General features: G+C 53.3%; 16 protein-coding genes. 8 read left to right on the top strand and 8 right to left on the bottom strand.

What is annotated here, in order from left to right; all coding sequences use genetic code 11:
* Positions 1-103 precede the first annotated feature (103 nt).
* A complete protein-coding gene (locus QJQ48_RS06945) occupies positions 104-583 on the top strand; it encodes a GNAT family N-acetyltransferase (RefSeq protein WP_346290648.1) in 480 nt (159 codons plus the stop codon).
* A 27-nt stretch (positions 584-610) separates the two neighbouring features.
* Here the strand turns inward: QJQ48_RS06945 and QJQ48_RS06950 are convergent, their stop codons facing one another.
* From QJQ48_RS06950 to QJQ48_RS06970, 5 genes are all read right to left on the bottom strand, one after another.
* Complete coding sequence (locus QJQ48_RS06950) at positions 611-1,396, bottom strand: sensor histidine kinase (protein ID WP_346290485.1); 786 nt, start codon at positions 1,394-1,396, stop codon at positions 611-613.
* A 161-nt stretch (positions 1,397-1,557) separates the two neighbouring features.
* The gene (locus QJQ48_RS06955; protein WP_346290486.1) at positions 1,558-2,178 is read right to left on the bottom strand and encodes an L-threonylcarbamoyladenylate synthase; all 621 of its coding nucleotides are present in this window, start codon (positions 2,176-2,178) and stop codon (positions 1,558-1,560) included.
* Positions 2,179-2,185: 7 nt separating this feature from the next.
* Positions 2,186-2,722: a CDP-diacylglycerol--glycerol-3-phosphate 3-phosphatidyltransferase gene (gene pgsA / locus QJQ48_RS06960; protein ID WP_346290487.1), complete on the bottom strand. Its 537-nt coding sequence runs from the start codon at positions 2,720-2,722 to the stop codon at positions 2,186-2,188.
* Positions 2,723-2,724: 2 nt separating this feature from the next.
* Entirely contained in the window at positions 2,725-3,618 is an 894-nt protein-coding gene (gene cdf31, locus QJQ48_RS06965; RefSeq protein WP_346290488.1) for a CDF family zinc efflux transporter Cdf31, read from the bottom strand.
* 96 nt (positions 3,619-3,714) lie between these two features.
* Positions 3,715-5,679 (bottom strand): ATP-binding protein, encoded by a 1,965-nt coding sequence (locus tag QJQ48_RS06970; protein ID WP_346290489.1) that lies wholly within the window; start codon positions 5,677-5,679, stop codon positions 3,715-3,717.
* Positions 5,680-5,870: 191 nt separating this feature from the next.
* On the opposite strand from QJQ48_RS06970, the gene QJQ48_RS06975 reads away from it, so the two are divergent.
* From QJQ48_RS06975 to psb32, 4 genes are all read left to right on the top strand, one after another.
* Complete coding sequence (locus tag QJQ48_RS06975) at positions 5,871-6,551, top strand: RibD family protein (protein ID WP_346290649.1); 681 nt, start codon at positions 5,871-5,873, stop codon at positions 6,549-6,551.
* A 36-nt stretch (positions 6,552-6,587) separates the two neighbouring features.
* Positions 6,588-7,763: a GNAT family N-acetyltransferase gene (locus tag QJQ48_RS06980; protein ID WP_346290490.1), complete on the top strand. Its 1,176-nt coding sequence runs from the start codon at positions 6,588-6,590 to the stop codon at positions 7,761-7,763.
* Positions 7,764-7,830: 67 nt separating this feature from the next.
* Entirely contained in the window at positions 7,831-8,247 is a 417-nt protein-coding gene (locus QJQ48_RS06985; protein ID WP_346290491.1) for a DUF4346 domain-containing protein, read from the top strand.
* 94 nt (positions 8,248-8,341) lie between these two features.
* Positions 8,342-9,058, top strand: a complete 717-nt coding sequence (gene psb32 / locus QJQ48_RS06990) for a photosystem II repair protein Psb32 (RefSeq protein ID WP_346290492.1) — start codon at positions 8,342-8,344, stop codon at positions 9,056-9,058.
* On the opposite strand, the gene QJQ48_RS06995 is transcribed toward psb32, so the two are convergent.
* Positions 9,055-9,882: a class I SAM-dependent methyltransferase gene (locus QJQ48_RS06995; RefSeq protein ID WP_346290493.1), complete on the bottom strand. Its 828-nt coding sequence runs from the start codon at positions 9,880-9,882 to the stop codon at positions 9,055-9,057. The genes psb32 and QJQ48_RS06995 overlap by 4 nt on opposite strands.
* A 52-nt stretch (positions 9,883-9,934) precedes the next feature.
* Positions 9,935-10,252: a Mo-dependent nitrogenase C-terminal domain-containing protein gene (locus QJQ48_RS07000; RefSeq protein ID WP_346290494.1), complete on the bottom strand. Its 318-nt coding sequence runs from the start codon at positions 10,250-10,252 to the stop codon at positions 9,935-9,937.
* A gap of 702 nt (positions 10,253-10,954) precedes the next feature.
* Between QJQ48_RS07000 and QJQ48_RS07005 the strand changes: the two genes are divergently transcribed.
* The gene (locus QJQ48_RS07005) at positions 10,955-11,803 is read left to right on the top strand and encodes a PEP-CTERM sorting domain-containing protein (RefSeq protein WP_346290495.1); all 849 of its coding nucleotides are present in this window, start codon (positions 10,955-10,957) and stop codon (positions 11,801-11,803) included.
* Between the two features lie 57 nt (positions 11,804-11,860).
* Here QJQ48_RS07005 and QJQ48_RS07010 read toward each other — a convergent pair whose 3' ends face one another.
* Positions 11,861-13,702 carry a bifunctional metallophosphatase/5'-nucleotidase gene (locus QJQ48_RS07010; protein WP_346290496.1) on the bottom strand — a complete coding sequence of 614 codons (1,842 nt, stop codon included), beginning with the start codon at positions 13,700-13,702 and terminating at the stop codon, positions 11,861-11,863.
* A 328-nt stretch (positions 13,703-14,030) separates the two neighbouring features.
* Between QJQ48_RS07010 and glgX the strand changes: the two genes are divergently transcribed.
* Entirely contained in the window at positions 14,031-16,232 is a 2,202-nt protein-coding gene (gene glgX / locus QJQ48_RS07015) for a glycogen debranching protein GlgX (RefSeq protein ID WP_346290497.1), read from the top strand.
* The gene (locus tag QJQ48_RS07020; RefSeq protein ID WP_346290498.1) at positions 16,233-16,577 is read left to right on the top strand and encodes an MGMT family protein; all 345 of its coding nucleotides are present in this window, start codon (positions 16,233-16,235) and stop codon (positions 16,575-16,577) included.
* Positions 16,578-16,665 lie beyond the last annotated feature (88 nt).

Consider the following 16,665-nt stretch of genomic DNA (forward strand, 5'->3'; position numbering starts at 1 on the left):
ATGACGGTTTCCCTTTACAGCCATTATCCTAGATAGCGTTTACAGTTTGAAACGTTTTCCCCTAGCTTAACGTTTGCCGTTGCAGATATTGAGTGACTCCATGATTGATTGTAGCCACGTTCAGTTTCGCTACGTAGAGGCTTTGACGCCCAAGGTTTTAGAGCAGCTGCAGCAGCTTTTTCGCCTGGCTGCTTTTTGGGCTTGTGACCGTCAGGCGGAAGAGTTAGCCACCGCGATCGCCCACAGCAATCCAGTGGTAACGGTTTGGGATGGCGATCGCCTAATTGGTTTTTCTAGGGCGACTTCAGACGGGGTTTATCGGGCCACGATTTGGGACGTGGTGATTCATCCTGACTATCAGGGGGCTGGGCTGGGCCGCAAGCTGGTACAGACGGTTCTGGGGCATCCCCACATGAGCCGAGTTGAGCGGGTTTATCTGATGACAACTCACCAGCAGCGCTTCTATGAGCGTATTGGCTTTGAAACCAATTCAACAACCACGATGGTGCTGTTCAATCAGCCCATGTCGGCACACCTGCCTCAGGAAGCAGCCGTGCCATCGACAGCGACCCGTTCTGACTAAAAGCTGGTAGCCTTTAGAACCGTCAGTTCAGGCCCGGGGTACTAGGCAGGCGAGCTGACTTTTATCGTTAGCGGATTCCACTGGCTGCACGGCTAGCTCAGCATCCATCGCTGCCAGCGTAGACTGGGCAATCAGGAGTCGTAAGCCAGCCGAGGGCGGCGTCGCAATTGATACTGGTGGGGATAGATCAGCCGGGTTTTGCAACTGCTCTACTAGCTCGCTCCAGTCGGCAGGCGATCGCCCGTCCTGTAGCCAAAGGCAAACCTGGTCGGCCTTTCCTGCAAGATTGACGCCTAGCTGAATAGCGCCTGTCTGCGTCGTTTCTACCGCAGATTCAATCAGGCTGATCCAAACCTGGGTCAGCCAGCGACAGTCAGTTAAAATCTGCACGTCGGGATGGGGCCAGTGAATGCGCAGCTGCATACCGCGATCGCGGACCTGGAGCTGCACTTTTTCCTGCACCTGCTGCCACAGATGGGTCACCGACATAGCCTCTAGCTGCGGCTCCACCCGCCCAATCTCTAGCTTAGATACCTGAATTAGCTGATCAAGCAGCTGCAGCAGCTTTAGTGCGCCTGCATTTGCCTGAGCAACCATTTCGCGCTCCTCGGCGGGATCGTCGCAGAGGTCGTTGAGAATAAGCTGATTGAGGCTGATGATGTGGTTCAAGGGCGATCGCAGCTCATGGGCCGTTCTCGCTAAAAAACCTGCTTTAAAGTAGGCCGTTTCCACGGCTTGCTGGTAGGCCACTTGTAGCTGCTCTAGCTGGGATCTGGCCGCCGAAGAAAAGGAAGAAGGGTGAGAAGAAGTCACTGACGCTGAACCAGAATGACGACAAATCAGGGCGATCAAACCTGATCTAAGCACCTGACGGCAGCCGCTGCCTACGGCAAATTAGCTTAAAGGGCACGGTTTGTTATCAAGTCATAAACGACCGACAACTACCCAGGGCTAGGATCACGCAGGCGGACATCTCAGTTTAGGTGAATATCTCCCTGACGCAGCACTTTCCAGCCGCTGCCCTGCCACAGGGCGACGGTAGAAGGCGTGCCGGAAGCGGGGGCAGGCGCCCCTGAGTCATCGAGAGCTGGTTTAATTTTGCTCAGGGCTGTAGGTGAGAGGGTTAGCAATTGGGGAAAGTTGGCTTCAACTTCCGGCAGGGTTTGTAGGGCCGGTTCACCCGAATGATTGACGCTGGTCGTGGCTAACGGCCCGGTTTGAGCCAGCAGGTAGCGAGCTAGAGGATGATTGGGGACGCGAATACCGATGGTGCCAGTTTGCTGGGGGTTCATGGCGGCAGGGACGCGATCGCTCGCTGGCACAATCAGGGTCAAAGCGCCCGGCCAAAAGCGAGCCGCCGTTTGCTGCCAAACCATCTGCTCGTCAGTCATGCCGTGGGTGTAGGGCAGCAGATCTTTAAAGGTCGCTCCCATCAGAATTAAAGGCTTACTCAAATCTCGCTGCTTGAGCGCGAAAATTTGGGCTGCCTCAGCCGGATGACTGGCTAAAGCAGGCACCGTATCGGTTGGAAAGCTCGCAAGCTGACGATCCTGGCAAACGCCTTTGACAAACTCTGATAAAGAGACCTGCGGCATGGCTCAACTAACTCGCATCGGGCTGAACTGACTTCGGCCATAGATAAATCGCGCCGGAAATCCAGGTAAGGGCCACCGCTGCCCAAAAAGCGATGAGCGAGGGCAGACGCCAGTCGGCAGAAAGCGGCGCTATCAAGAGGGCGATCGCGGCTATTTGCACCACGGTCTTTACCTTACCCCATTGGTTAGCGGCCATGACGCCCTGCTGCTGAAAGGTGGGATTGACCCGCCAGCCAGCGATCGCCAGCTCGCGTACCAAAATTAAAAATACGCCCCAGGCCGGAACTTGGCCCAGCTCAATCAGGGCTAGCAGAGGTGCCAGGGTCAGCAGCTTGTCTGCCAAAGGATCTAGGAACTTACCCAGGTCGGTTACCTGGTTTAAGCGGCGGGCCAGGAAGCCGTCTAGCCAATCAGTCCCCGCCGTAATCAGGAAAATGACTACGCACAGCCAGCGCTCTTGTGGCGTGGGACTTCCCTGCAGCAAATAGAGCAGGATCGGAATTCCTAATAGCCGTGAAACTGTAATCCAAGTGGGTAAATTCATGGTTAATAGCTAATTTCACCAGAGCGATAGGCAGGTGGCTCAACATGAATTGTGATGCGGGCGGGGCCGTATTCTTTCTCTAAGTGAGCTTCAACCTTCTCAGTAATATTGTGCGCCGTTTCCACATCCTTAGGCTCCACAATTAGATGCATATCGATAAAAACCTGTCGCCCTAGCAGCCCCCGCGAGGCAATATTGTGGCAGTTAATCACGCCCGGTACCTGCATCACTTTGGTATGAATGGCTTCTGGGGCGATCGCCATTTCATCTACCAGCCAGGGCAAATTAGCCGACAGCACCACCCAGCCGCTGCGCAACACCAGCAGCGCCACCGGAAAAGCCAGCACGATATCTAACCACTGCAGTCCCTGCCAAACCCCAATCAGCGCTGCCAGCACCGTAATGGTGATCCAGATGTCGCTCATGGTGTGATGGGCATCAGCCAAGAGAATTTGACTACCCAGCTTCAACCCCACCCGCCGCTCGTAAAACGCTACGAAAATATTGACGCCTAAAACCACCAGCATCAGCCAAAGAGCGAGCGTCGTCATAGTGATGGGATCGCCGCCAAACAAAATGCGATCGACCGCCCCCTTGAGAATCTCGAAACAGGCAATGCCTAAAAAAGCCGCTACGCCGAGGGCGCCCACCGCCTCAAACTTTTGATGTCCGTAGGGATGATCGCGGTCAGGTTGGGGAGAAGCGAGCTGATTGGTCACTAAGCCCAAAACATTGTTGGCACTGTCGGTAACGCTGTGGAGCGCATCGGCTAGCAGGCTGAGAGATCCCGTCCACATGCCGACAACAGCCTTAATCGCCACTACCAGCAGGTTTAAAATCAGGGTAATGACTAAGACTCGCCTCACGACATGGCGATAATCAGCCTGCTCCGACATGACTCTCTCTCGCTTCCGGTGCCTTCATGGAATTAGGATAGCGTTTGGCCTGTCAGTTCAGCCGCATTTGCCTACAGCCGGTAACAAACCTCAGCGTTATGGGCTGAGGGGCGTCGCTTCTATGGTGGGGGGAGACTGGGTCGGGGGCATTTCCTGCTGCGAATTAGCCTCTGTCAGCAGCGGCAGGGTAATCTCCACCGAAGATCCCTGATTGATGCCTGCGCTGTAAAGAGCGATCTGACCGCCCATCAGCTCCACTAGATTTTTAGAAATGGCGAGTCCTAAGCCAGTCCCCTCAAATCGCCGCGTTGTTGAGCCATCTACCATGACGAAGGGACGAAAGAGCTTTTTTTGATCACTAGGATCGACACCAATCCCCGTATCTTTAATCGTCAGTCGCACATAGGCCGGGCAAGCAGCGGTATCGGCAGACTCTGCCTGGGTTGGGGTTGCTGTTTGAGCTGACGGCAACTCTACCTTGATAGTGATAGTACCTTGCTCGGTGAACTTGACGGCATTGTAGAGCACGTTGAGCAACACCTGCTTCAGCTTATTGCGATCGCCGCTGATCCAGACGGGATCGGGTAAAGCGGGAACGATTAGCGATAGCCCCTTTTGTTCAATTTGCAGCGTTTGTAGCTCAATCGCTTCTTTGAGAACGGTATTGAGCTCTACGGGTTCTGGGGTCAGCGTCAGTGTCCCTGATTCAATTTTGGCAATGTCTAAAATGTCATTGATGATTTTGAGCAAATGAATAGCTGCCTGATCGGCTCGGTCTAAAAACTCTAGCTCTTCTGCGCGATCGTCGCAGCAGCCATCTCGAACCAGGCGAACGCAGCCAATAATCGCGTTGAGCGGCGTTCGCAGCTCATGGGAGGTATTGGCGAGGAATTCACTTTTAAGCTGGTTGGCTAGCTGGGCGTCTTGCCAGGCATGGTGAAGTTCCTGAGCCCGTTCTTCTAGGCGTTTCATCATACAGGTGAGTACCTGGCTGAGGTGGTCAAGCTCGCGAATTTTGAAATCCTGCGGGGTTTCTTTGATCTGAGAGTGATCCTGAATCTGCTGGGCATGGCAGCTCAGATGCTCGATTGGCAGTGAGAGCCGCCGCGCCATATAGAGGGCCAGCAGGGCATTGGCAAACAGCAGTCCCAGGGTCAACAAAAACAGAATTTGGCGGATATCCTTGAGCGCTTGCAGAGAATAATCCAGCGGCGTCACGGCTAGAACTGTCCAGAGACGGCGATCGCTTGGCCCGACAGCAACTTCTAGCCCGCTGTACCCGGCAATCCACTCGTCGCTATCCGCTTGAAAATCAAACAGGTGCAGCGCTTCCCGATTACCTGCCTGCACGTTGCCGACAATGCTGTTCAGCCGATCGGCATCTCCGACCTGGTCAATATTTTTGCCCCGCTGCTCTGGATCAGGATGCACCAGAATTTGGCCCGTATCATCCACAACAACCGTATAACCTATCAGCGATCGTGGTGCCGCATTTTGGAGCTGGATGAGCTGCGCCTGCAGGCTGAGCGTGTAGCGGAGCTGACCCGTAGGCGCGTAGACTGGAACCGCAATTATAGTTGTGAGACGGGCCTGCTCAGCAGGCAGCGTCGTAGCTGCTGCAGTGGGAATTGCCGTCAAGAAAAAGTCATTGGCAGTCGCAGACCTGGACCAATCTGGCAGGCTGGACAACAGCGGTGGCTGGTCACAGGTATTGACGGGGGCCGCTTGCGCCTGGGCAGGTATGAGGTGAATGCAGTCTACCTGAAATGGCAAGCTACGATTTAGCTGAGCCAGCACTGTCTCAATCTCAGCTGGGGTTCCGGTCTGCAACGCCGTGGTTTGGGCCAACGTCGAAGCCGTAGAGCGCAGCGATTCTAATCCTAGGGCGAGGCTGTCAGATTTGCGCACGGCGCTGCTGATCAGATTTTGCCGAGCGGTTTCCAAGAGGCTGGTTCTCGCTTTGCGCAGCGTTATGTACTGACCGATGAGCAAGATAGGCACGCTCAGCAGCAGAATTTGAAACAGCAGAATACGTCTAAAAGAGGCAGAACGAGAATGCACGGTCAGGAGCTACTAGGGAAACGCACTGGCTAGAATTTGCTGAATCAAGCCAGCTTTGACTAATTTTGGCCTACATTTTGAATTAGCAACATCGGTGTAAAGGCAGGGTCAAGAAATCAACAAACTCAGCTAAGCGCTTTGTAAAGCTAGGGACTTGAATAAAGAGTGTGCAAACCACTGTCATTTTAGCCATGAGCGCTGACGGCAAGATTGCTGACGCAGCGCGATCGCCTGCCCGCTTCCCGTCCGGGCGCGATCAAGCCCATCTTGAAGTTCAGGTAGCCGCTATGGATGCAGTGCTATTTGGCGCTGGCACGCTCCGGGCCTACGGCACATCGTTACCTGTCAAACTGCCGAGGCTATTAGAGCAGCGGCAGCAGCGAGGATTGCCCCCTCAGCCTGTACACATTGTTTGTTCTGCTTCAGGCAATTTGGATCCGCAGTGGCGCTTTTTTCAGCAGCCCCTACCCCGCTGGCTGCTGACGACTCCTGGCGGGGTGCAGCACTGGGGAAAGCAGCCAGGATTTGAGCAGCAAATTGTCATATCGCCGGTGGCAAAACAATCTGTGACAGATCAGATAGACTGGGCGATCGCCTTTGAACAACTCCAGGCTAGAGGCATTGAAAAACTCGGTATTCTAGGCGGCGGCACTCTGGTAGAAAGCCTGCTGCAAGGGGGACACATAGATGAACTGAGGCTGACAGTCTGCCCCTTGTTGCTGGGGGGCGCTCAGTCCCCTACCCCGGTAGAGGGAGCTGGCTTTCTAGCGGAGATAGCGCCGCGCCTCTCCTTAATTTCCTGCCAGCCTGTGGCTGACGAAATTTTCCTACACTATCGCGTCGAGACATCTCCCCGCTCAAGGAAAAATTAAATTAGGCTAGAGGGCAATGGCGCTCTCTATTTGCTAATGCTGAAATCTGCTAGTGGTTACACGGTTTCCTGGATGCGTAACCTGGCTCAGATTCCTCAGGCGGCCTGGGACGAGCTGGCGTTGCCGCTAAAAACGCCTTTCCTAGAGTGGGACTGGCTGCACAATATTGAATCTTCTGGCAGCGCCATCGCCAATGCTGGCTGGTTGCCCAATCATCTGACCGTCTGGCGCGATCGCACCCTAGTTGCCGCTGCCCCGCTCTACCTTAAAGGCCACAGCTATGGCGAATTTGTCTTTGACCATCAGTGGGCCGATCTGGCCGCGCGGCTAGGGCTGCAATACTATCCCAAACTGCTGGGTATGTCCCCCTTCACCCCGGCTGAGGGCTACCGCTTCCTGATTGCCCTTGGCGAAGACGAAGACCAGATCACAGGGTTGATGGTGGAAGCGATTGATCAGTTCTGTCAGCGCAACCATATCTCCGGCTGCAATTTTCTCTATGTTGATCCCGAATGGCGATCGCGTCTGGAAAAATTTGGCTTTCAAAAATGGCTGCACCATAGCTATGTTTGGCAAAATCAGGGCTATCAGGACTTTTCAGACTATCTAGGCGCCTTCAATGCCAACCAGCGGCGCAATATCAAGCGCGAGCGCAAGTCTATCGAAAAATCGGGCCTGCAGATACGAGTCCATACCGGCGAAGACATTTCTAAGTCGCTTTGTTCTTTGATGTATGGCTTCTATAGCGATACCTGCGACAAGTTTGGCTGGTGGGGCAGCAAATACCTCACCCGTAAATTCTTTGAGCAGCTTCACCCCACCTATCTGCACCGAGTTGTCATGGTCGCTGCCTACAGTGAGGATTCGCCTAAACCTGTGGGCATGTCTTTTTGTTTGACCAAGGGCGATCGCCTTTACGGGCGCTACTGGGGCGCACTAGAGGACTACAATCACCTGCATTTCAATGCCTGCTATTACACGCCGATCGAATGGGCGATCGCCCAGGGCATCCAGACTTTTGATCCCGGCGCGGGGGGACGCCACAAAAAGCGACGCGGCTTTCCAGCCATGCCCAACTACAGCCTGCATCGCTTTTACGACGGGCGGTTGCAGTCAATTTTGCATAACTATATTGATGAGGTCAACGGTATGGAACAAGCGGAGATTGAAGCGATCAATCAAGACTTGCCGCTCAAGCAAGTCGGCTCTTGATCGAGGTGAGAACTCCGGGGGAGTAAAGCACGGGCTAAGATAGGGGGATCGAGACTCGACAATGAGCATGACATCTGTAACTGATCGACACCCAACTGCAACTCCCAATACCGAAGAATTAGCTGCCTTAGACAATAAGCTTTCAAAGCGCTATATCGAGCTTGATCCCAATGGCTACTTTTTGATCTACCTCGATCGCGAGCAGGGCTTAATCTGTGCCAAGCATTTCACGAACGTGATCAATGACAAAGGGTTGGCCTGCGATCCCCAAACCGGCAAGCCGCTACCTACGCGCGGTAAGGTTGAGCGCAGTCATACTCAGGTTTATACAGGGCGTACGGCTAAGGAGCTGTGCATCATCCTGTTTGAAAATAAGGACAAGCCCTCTCCCATTACCTATTTAGATCACGCCGCTTACTTGGGGCGAGAATTCATGCGGGCTGAGCTAGCTTTAGTTAGCGGCAAAGAGTACGTCCAGGACTAGGTGATTCTCGGTACCTTGCCAAGGCTATCCCACCGTCCCGTATAGTTAACTGTAGGCCGATTACCTGAAAGAATTCTCAACGGATTTAAGGACGATGCGGAAACTCCTCACCTACCTCACTGCTTGGAAACAGTGGAGCCTGGGCCTGGCGATCGCAGTTTGCTCACTGCAGCTACTGGCTCTGCCTGCCTATGCCACTGGCGTCTACCAGATGCCTCAGATCTCAGCCGGACAGGATACCTGGGTTATCGATGATGCCAATCAAATCAGCCGCCTTAACGAAGGAAAAATCAGTCAGCAGCTCCGCCAGCTAGCCCAAAGCGGAACTGAGCTACGACTAGTCACCCTGCACCGCCTCGACTACGGCGAAACAACTCAAAGCTTTGCTGACAAGCTGTTCGAGCAGTGGTTTCCGACGCCAGAAGCACAGACAAACCAAGCCCTATTAGTGCTGGATGATGTCACTAATGGCGCAGCTCTGCGAGTAGGGGAAACAGCGGCTGAGCGGCTGACACCTGAGATTGCTGAAAGCGTTACCGCAGAAACGATCCAAATCCCGCTACGCCAGGGCAATAAGTACAATCAGGCATTTTTAGACGCGACCGATCGCCTCGTAGCCGTCCTGGCAGGGGAACCTGATCCCGGCCCGCCTGTAGACGATGCCAATTTTGAATTAGAAAGCACTTTTGCCTCGGCTGAAGAAACTGAGGAAAATCGCTCTAACTCCACCGTTGTCGTTGTCGGCTTCCTGATTGCCGCCACTATCATTCCGATGGCGACTTACTGGTTCTATCAGTCGATGGGGGGCTAATCACTCACCTTTTGCATGACCTGCAGCGCTGAGAGGCCAGTAGCGGCAAGGCGATCGCTGATGGCTTCTAGCGCTACTTTCAGGTCTGCAAATAGTGCCTGACGCTGTTCATCAGGCAGAGCGATGTAAGGCGATAGGGTACTCAGCAATAACAGATAGTCCTCAACACTATAGGCTGTTTGCCAAATCTGCCACTCAGACTGCAGGTTGTGAAAATAGCCTGAGCCAATCGCAGCTTTTCCAAATTCGCCCATGTTGTTTAGATGAGTTGCTATAGACTCTCGCTCCGCCAGCCCTGGCTCGTAGTTTCGTAAGATAGGGGCTATGGCTTGAAAACTTCTTTTCTCTAGCTGCGGCGCAATATTCCACAGTAAGACGAGCGATTTGCCAGGTTTAAGAGCATCAAAGGCTTTAGCGTGCCGGACATCGGCAGAAATCCAGTGAAAGGCGTTAGCTGCGAGAACAGCATCAAAGCGGGCGGCGGGCAGAGGCCATTCCTCAAAGGTAGTGTTAATGATGCTAACGGCTGGATAGGGCTGGCAGTTCTGACAAGCTAGGGCATAGGTAGAGCGACTAGGCTCTAAGCAAACCAGCCTCAACCCTAGCTGGGCAAAATCGGTTGTTGCAGTACCGGGGCCGCATCCCAATTCCAGCAGACAATCGCCTAAAGAGAGCTTTGCTAGGGCGATCGCCTGCCGAATCAGCGGCTGGGGGTAGCGGGGCCTCGCCTTATCATAAGCAGCTGCAACGGCTGAGTACCAGGTTTTCTTACGGCTCAGCTCTTGGGAGTAGAAAGATGCAGGCGATCGCTCAAAACTGGTCATTCCTGACTTTAAAGCGGCATTTCCTGAGTCCGCTTGATACCCGGATGGATTCCTAAATATAGGCGGAAATATCTTCGCCGCACTCATCCGCTAGGTAGCAGAGAGCACGGAACCGTAGGCTGACAAGTTCTTCGTAGAGGGGATTGAGCTTGCAGAGCGGTGGAATGTGGCCGAGCTTGCGCCCAAACAATAGAATATCTCGCTCGAAGGGGCATTGGGCTGGGATCAGCTTAGCTAATCGCCGCGCGGTTGTTTGCCGCTGCACGTTGAGATTGTCAAGCCAAGCCCGCAGGGGATGTAAAAGATCAAATTTAGGCAGTTGTAGAGAACCGTAGCTACCTGTTTGAAAACCAGAAACGCGGTTATTCATTACACTAATCTTGAACAATTTCAAGAGATTTGTTGGACTGAACGCCCTTGTCTGTGTCTACCCTAAAAAACGCTGCGATGGACTGGGTAAAGCAAACAATAAAAAGAGCGAGGATTTACTGAAGCTCTAGTAAAGGTGGGCGCGTTCTTAACCATTATGCCCAGCTTCATAACATTTTGTTACAGGCTGAGAAATGGTTTCTCTTTTATTTTGCCACGACTAAAAACTTTAGAACGTTGCTGGGAGACACTTTTGAGATTGTCAGCCTGAAATTTGATATTGACAAAAATCAAAATAACCAGTCCATAGAATTTACTAAACCCTATGGACTGGGCTAATAGTTTACAAATGCTTGCCCTCCATAGACGGGTAAGTAGAGGTAAACGGTGCTGTAAAGTGCCGTAGCTATAGCCGCAACGTCCTATCCTACAAAGCTTTGGCTCGTTACGCTGCTGCCAATAAATCCTACGAGAGTAAATCTGCCATTTGTAAAACGGAAACCAGCTTACCTACGTAAGTCAATACACCTGAGAGATAAAAACGACCTAGATTTTTAACAACTTATGTCGAATGTCAATTATGTGACCACGACCGCTGTATAAATTGGCTGTTCTCACGGAAGTTAAGCAAAGGCCAGACCGATAGAAGACTGACGCATGTTTTATGAAATGATCTTTAGGGTGGAGCAGGGTGAATTGATCCATGAGCGTCTCAGGATTATCGTTTAGCGTTTTTTGGGGAACTATCTTTGCCTGCTTGGCGGCTGGACTGCCGGGGCAGGCAGCTTCAGTGTTGCTAAATACAGATCAGGGCGAAGTGGGGACTGTAGATCCCTTTTCAGGCGAATTTGTACCCATGTTTGCGGGGTCTAGCTTCAATGACATTGCTTTATCCCAGCAGAGGATTGCCGTCGGCGTCACGGCTGATAATCAGCTTTATCGAGTGCAGAACGGCGCGGCTGAGTTTGTCGGCAGCTTGGGGCTGAGCGCATCGGTCATTGTCACAGGCTTGAGCTTTGATCCGCAAAATCGGCTCTATGCGCTAGGATTCGAGGCTCAAACCCAGGAAGGACGGGTCTATCAGGTTGATGCCAGTACCGGGTTAGCAACCTTGTTGGTCAGCAGTCTACCCGCAGGCCGCTATCAGGATTTGGTGTTTGATGCCGATCGCAATCAGTTTTTTGCTGTACGGCAGGCTACTGGCAGCGCCGACAGCGTTTTATGGGCCTTGGCCCTGAACGGCACTGCCGCTGATATTGGCAGCATCGGCTTTGCCGCCGTTACCGGGCTGGCCATTAGCAATGGGGCACTGTATGGCTACACGCAGCAGGGCCAGCAGCTCCAAATCAATCCGTTCACAGGGGCTGGCGTTTTTGATTTAGCTGTCAATAGTCCGGTAGGGAGCAATCGCCAGTTTTTGGGAGCCGCTTCTGCGCCGATTCCGTTTACGACTGTGCCTCAGCCTTCCCCTGTTCCAGAGCCTTCTTTTTTGCTAGCGGCGATGGCGGCAGGCGGGTTAGGTATCCTAATGCGACGGCGGCAGCATTCCTGACAAAAAGGTGCATCCGGCAAGGCCCGATGCACCTAAAGGGTTAGGGTTAGCTACGGCCTAGACAAGTGTTTTACGGCGCTTGAGCAGCCTTGTACCAATAGTCCCAAGACCTAGCAGCCCCAGAAGGGTGCCTGGCTCAGGGACTACCTCAGTAGCGAAAAGGCGACCTTCACCTCCTTCGGGATACTGATCTGCTGTCACAACGCCGCCAAGACCTCCCTCGGCCACATCCGCCTCGATGTAGTTTTGCAGTGCCTGCTGGTAGGAGATGCCGACGTTGGTCAGGGGATTGTCAACGAGAGGGTAGTCATCGCCGCCCCTAGCGAGGAAATCAATTGTTGCCAAGGCAATGGTAGGCGCGCTGTCTATTACCTGGCCGTTGCGGACGATATAGGTGCCGTCGTCTAGCTGCACATCTACCACTCGACTGCCAGGAGCTGCTGAGAGATCTAGGCCAACTTCAACGCCGGCAATCTGCGCGAAGCGACCGCTGACATCTTCCACCGCAGAATAGGCATTTTCAAAGATGGCTTTTACCTGAGCTGGCATCACATCAGAAACAATCGAGACAAAGTTAGGGAAAGGCAAAATGTCAATCGTGTCTTTCACCGTGATACTGTCCCCGGCATCAATCACAACGCTGTTACGAACGCCGCCGCCATTCTGCAGGCCAATGACAGGCGTATCGGTTCTTAGGGAGTCTGCTAGTGCTTGAGCCTGCCACAGCAGCGCGTCAGCAATCAAATTCCCCAAGTTTGTTTCACTGGTGCGGACTGATTCACGCACTCCGTTGAGCTGCACTGCCGTTGTGCCCACGACCTCAGCTTCCAGCGCGGCAACTGCCGCCTCTAAAGGAGCAATCACGTTACTAGCAATCACGGCATTAGGCTGAATGCCCTGAGCCGCCAAGTCTGGGCCGAACACGCGCACAGGCTCGCCGTTGAAGGCAGTCACAACGCCATTATCGTCGAATTCGACAATGAGCTGGCCGAGATAACCGTATTCTCCCGGCGTGGTGACGATAGGAACGCTCTGACCATTGGCGTTAGTTGCCGTGACCGGGTAGGGGCCAAACACGCTAGCGTTACCGCTGTTGACGTTTTCCTGGTCGCTGGGGAGAGCATTGTTGAGGTCGTCAACCAGGAGTTCATCCCCCCCACCAGCGATGACCACATCAACGCCGCTCAGCTGGGGAACCAAATCAATCTCGGTGTTAATAGATTGCAGGTGACTAATTAGAATAATTTTGTTGATGCCCTGAGCCTGGAGCTGATTGATTTCGGCCTGTACTTGAGCCAGAACAGGTTGAACATCAACCCCGCCCGGACTGGCAATAGAGGCCAAATTTTCTGTAATAGCGGAAACCACGCCAATTTGTTCGCCGCCCTGATTAATCACAGTGCTTTCGGCAATGCGGCCTGCATCAGCTAGGGGCGCTAAGGGCGTATTGGTAAAGTCTAGGTTAGCGCTGAGAAAAGGAGCGGTGCCGCCAAACTCGTCGTAGTAGGTATTGATGAAATTGGCGAGGAAATCAGGGCCAAAATCAAATTCGTGATTGCCCAGGGCGATCGCGTCATAGCCAATAGCCGCTAGCACCTGAGCATCATATAGAGTGCCCGCCTCTTGGCTAGCCGTAAAGGTAAGACCCGCTAAGAAATTGTCCCCTGAGGAGAGGGTGATGGGATTGACAGCGGTGCTGCGTAGGCTGTTGATCAGACCGACAAATTCAGCCGCGCCGCCTTCCGTTCCGGCTGGGCCTGCGTCAGGCAGCAGCGCCGATTCGCCGTCGTTGTTATGAAAAATTGTCAGGGTAAAAGCAAGGGCTGAATCTATAGTCAGAAATCCAATCAGGCTTAAGCTGCTAGCAGCTAAGACAGTGTTTTTGAGGAGCTTATACATAAAATAGGTCAAACCGTTACTCTACAATCGATAGCTGTGGATCGAGAACGACAGGGCGTAACTAACCATCAAGCAAGCGAACTCCCAGCCCTGGTATAAATACACACGGTCGTAGCCTAGCGATCGCAGATTAAGGAGAAACGCGGAAAGGTTAAGTGAAGATGCGATAAAGTTAACTCAGGATTAAAAGCCCGTTTTTTTATCAAGGCTTTAAGATTGGCCCCCTTTGACTTCACTGATTCTTTAATCAGATAATGAGCTGGCGAAGTTTTAAGCAATCATTAAAATACCTGTAGAGCTTTGAGTTGCTGGTTTAGTGGGAGTCCTTATGGAGCTGCAAATTTGGCCCGGTAAATCCCACCCGCTGGGGGCCACCTGGGATGGTCAAGGAACTAATTTTGCGCTGTTTTCAGAAAATGCAATTCGAGTAGAGTTGTGTCTGTTTGATGAAGCCGATCAGGAAACGCGGGTGCCGCTGCCTGAAGTTAGCAATTTTGTCTGGCACTGCTATATTCCTGGTATTCATCCTGGCCAGCGCTATGGCTTCCGGGTTTACGGGCCGCATCAGCCGGAGCAGGGCCATCGCTTCAATATCAATAAGCTGCTGATTGATCCCTACGCTAAGGCGATCGCTGGGGATGTCATCCACAGCAGCGAGATTTTTGGCTATCCGGTGGAGCAGATGCCGGATGTAGACTGCGATTTGCTGCGATCGAAGCAGGACGACGCCCAGTTTATTCCCAAAGCCATCGTCATCGACCCCAGCTTTGACTGGGAAGGCGATCGCTTTCCGGAAACCCCCTGGTACCGCACTATCATCTATGAAACCCACGTTAAAGGGTTTACCCAGCAGCATCCCGATATTCCGCCAGAGCTGCGCGGCACCTACGCCGGTTTGGGCCACCCAGCCGCGATCGCCCATCTCCAGTCTTTAGGCGTCACCGCTGTTGAGCTGCTACCGGTTCACCACTTCAATCGCTATCCCGGCCATCTGGTAGGGGCGGGGCTGCACAACTACTGGGGCTATGACTCTTTGGCCTACTTTGCCCCTTACTCCGGCTATAGTGCTGCCGGTATTCACGGCCAGCAGGTGCAGGAATTCAAGCAGATGGTGAAAGCGCTGCACAAGGCCGGTATTGAAGTCATTCTAGACGTGGTATATAACCACACAGGCGAGGGCAACCAGTTTGGCCCTACCTTGACCCTGCGCGGCATTGATAACGCCGTATACTACCGTCTGAGTGAGGAAGATCCCCGCTATTACATTGACTTTACCGGCTGCGGCAACTCTCTCAATGTGCGGCATCCGCAAATTCTGAAGCTGATCATGGACAGCCTGCGCTACTGGGTGCTGGAGATGCACGTAGACGGCTTCCGCTTTGATTTAGCCTCGGCTCTGGCGCGAGAACTGTACGAGGTAGATAGCCTAGCCGCCTTTTTCGACATCATCCACCAAGACCCGGTGCTGTCGGTAACGAAGCTGATTGCCGAACCCTGGGATCTGGGTGAAGGCGGCTATCAGGTGGGTAATTTTCCGCTGCTGTGGTCAGAGTGGAACGGTAAGTACCGCGACACCATGCGCGACTTTTGGCGAGATGAACCCTGCCGTCTCGGTGAATTTGCTTTTCGGATGACGGGCAGCTCCGATCTCTACGAGTTCAACGGCAAGCTGCCCCATGCCAGCGTTAACTTTATCACCTGTCACGATGGCTTTACCCTGCGGGATCTCGTTAGCTACAACGAAAAGCACAACGAAGCTAACGGCGAAGATAACCGTGATGGGGAAAGCCACAATCGCTCTTGGAACTGCGGTGAGGAAGGTCCCACAGAGGATCCAGAGATCATACAGCTACGGCTGCGACAGCAGCGCAACCTGTTAACAACGCTGATTCTCTCTCAGGGCGTACCTATGATGCTAGGGGGGGATGAATTCGGGCGATCGCAGCAGGGCAATAATAACGGCTACTGCCAAGACAATGAAATTTCCTGGTTTGACTGGAACCTACGGGCGGAAAACCTAGAGCTGCTGGAGTTTACCCGGCAGCTAATTCAGTTCCGCCATCAACATCCGGTTTTCTGTCGGCGGGACTGGTTTCAAGGGCGGGAAATTCACGGCTCTGGCGTCAGCGACATTGGCTGGTTTAACCCAGACGGGACAGAAGTGCGAGATGACGACTGGCACGAACATTCCGCTAAGGCGATTGGCGTTTTCCTTAACGGTGAAGAACTGAGAACGCCCAACGCTCAGGGGAAGCGGGTGGTAGACGACAGCTTCTTGCTGTTCTTTAATGCCCAGCCAGACTTAGTCGAGTTTGCCATTCCCTCAACTCTCCAGCAGCAGTCTTGGCAGGTAACGCTCGACACGAAGGCTGGCGGCTTCATCCCGGAGGGGCCAGTCTACGGCAAGTCTGATGTCGTGCCGGTGGCGGGGCGATCGCTGATCGTACTGCACTGCCCGCTGTGCTTCAAAACTGCCGACTGTGCGGACGAGTCAGTCCAGGTCATTACCTGCGCTACCCAGCCTGAATAAATGTCTGTTTACGAGCGCATTTATGAAATTGTGCGACAGATTCCGGCGGGGCAAGTCGCTACCTACGGGCAGGTGGCTGAACTGGCGGGGCTATTTGGCAAGCCTCGCTTAGTTGGCTATGCGTTGTACCGGGTGACGGCTGCCGCTGATGTTCCCTGGCAGCGGGTGGTCAATGCTAAAGGAGAAGTCTCCCACTCTCCTTTGCGCAATGGCACTGACTATCTGCAAAAAGATCTCTTAGAAGCTGAAGGCGTTGTATTTGATCAGGGCGGCAGAATCAATCTAAACCACTACCGCTGGCAGCCGCCGTTGAAGCTACTAGAGAGCCTTGACTCAGGCCGCTAACAAAATATCAAAAACGCAGGAAGGGCAGGTTTGGGACTAACTGTTCTGGCTCAGTTTTGCTGAAAGCCCCCCTATCTCGTTAGTCTAA

It is taken from the genome of Sphaerothrix gracilis Ecp01 (assembly GCF_030405905.1).
Lineage (GTDB): Bacteria > Cyanobacteriota > Cyanobacteriia > Phormidesmidales > Phormidesmidaceae > Sphaerothrix > Sphaerothrix gracilis.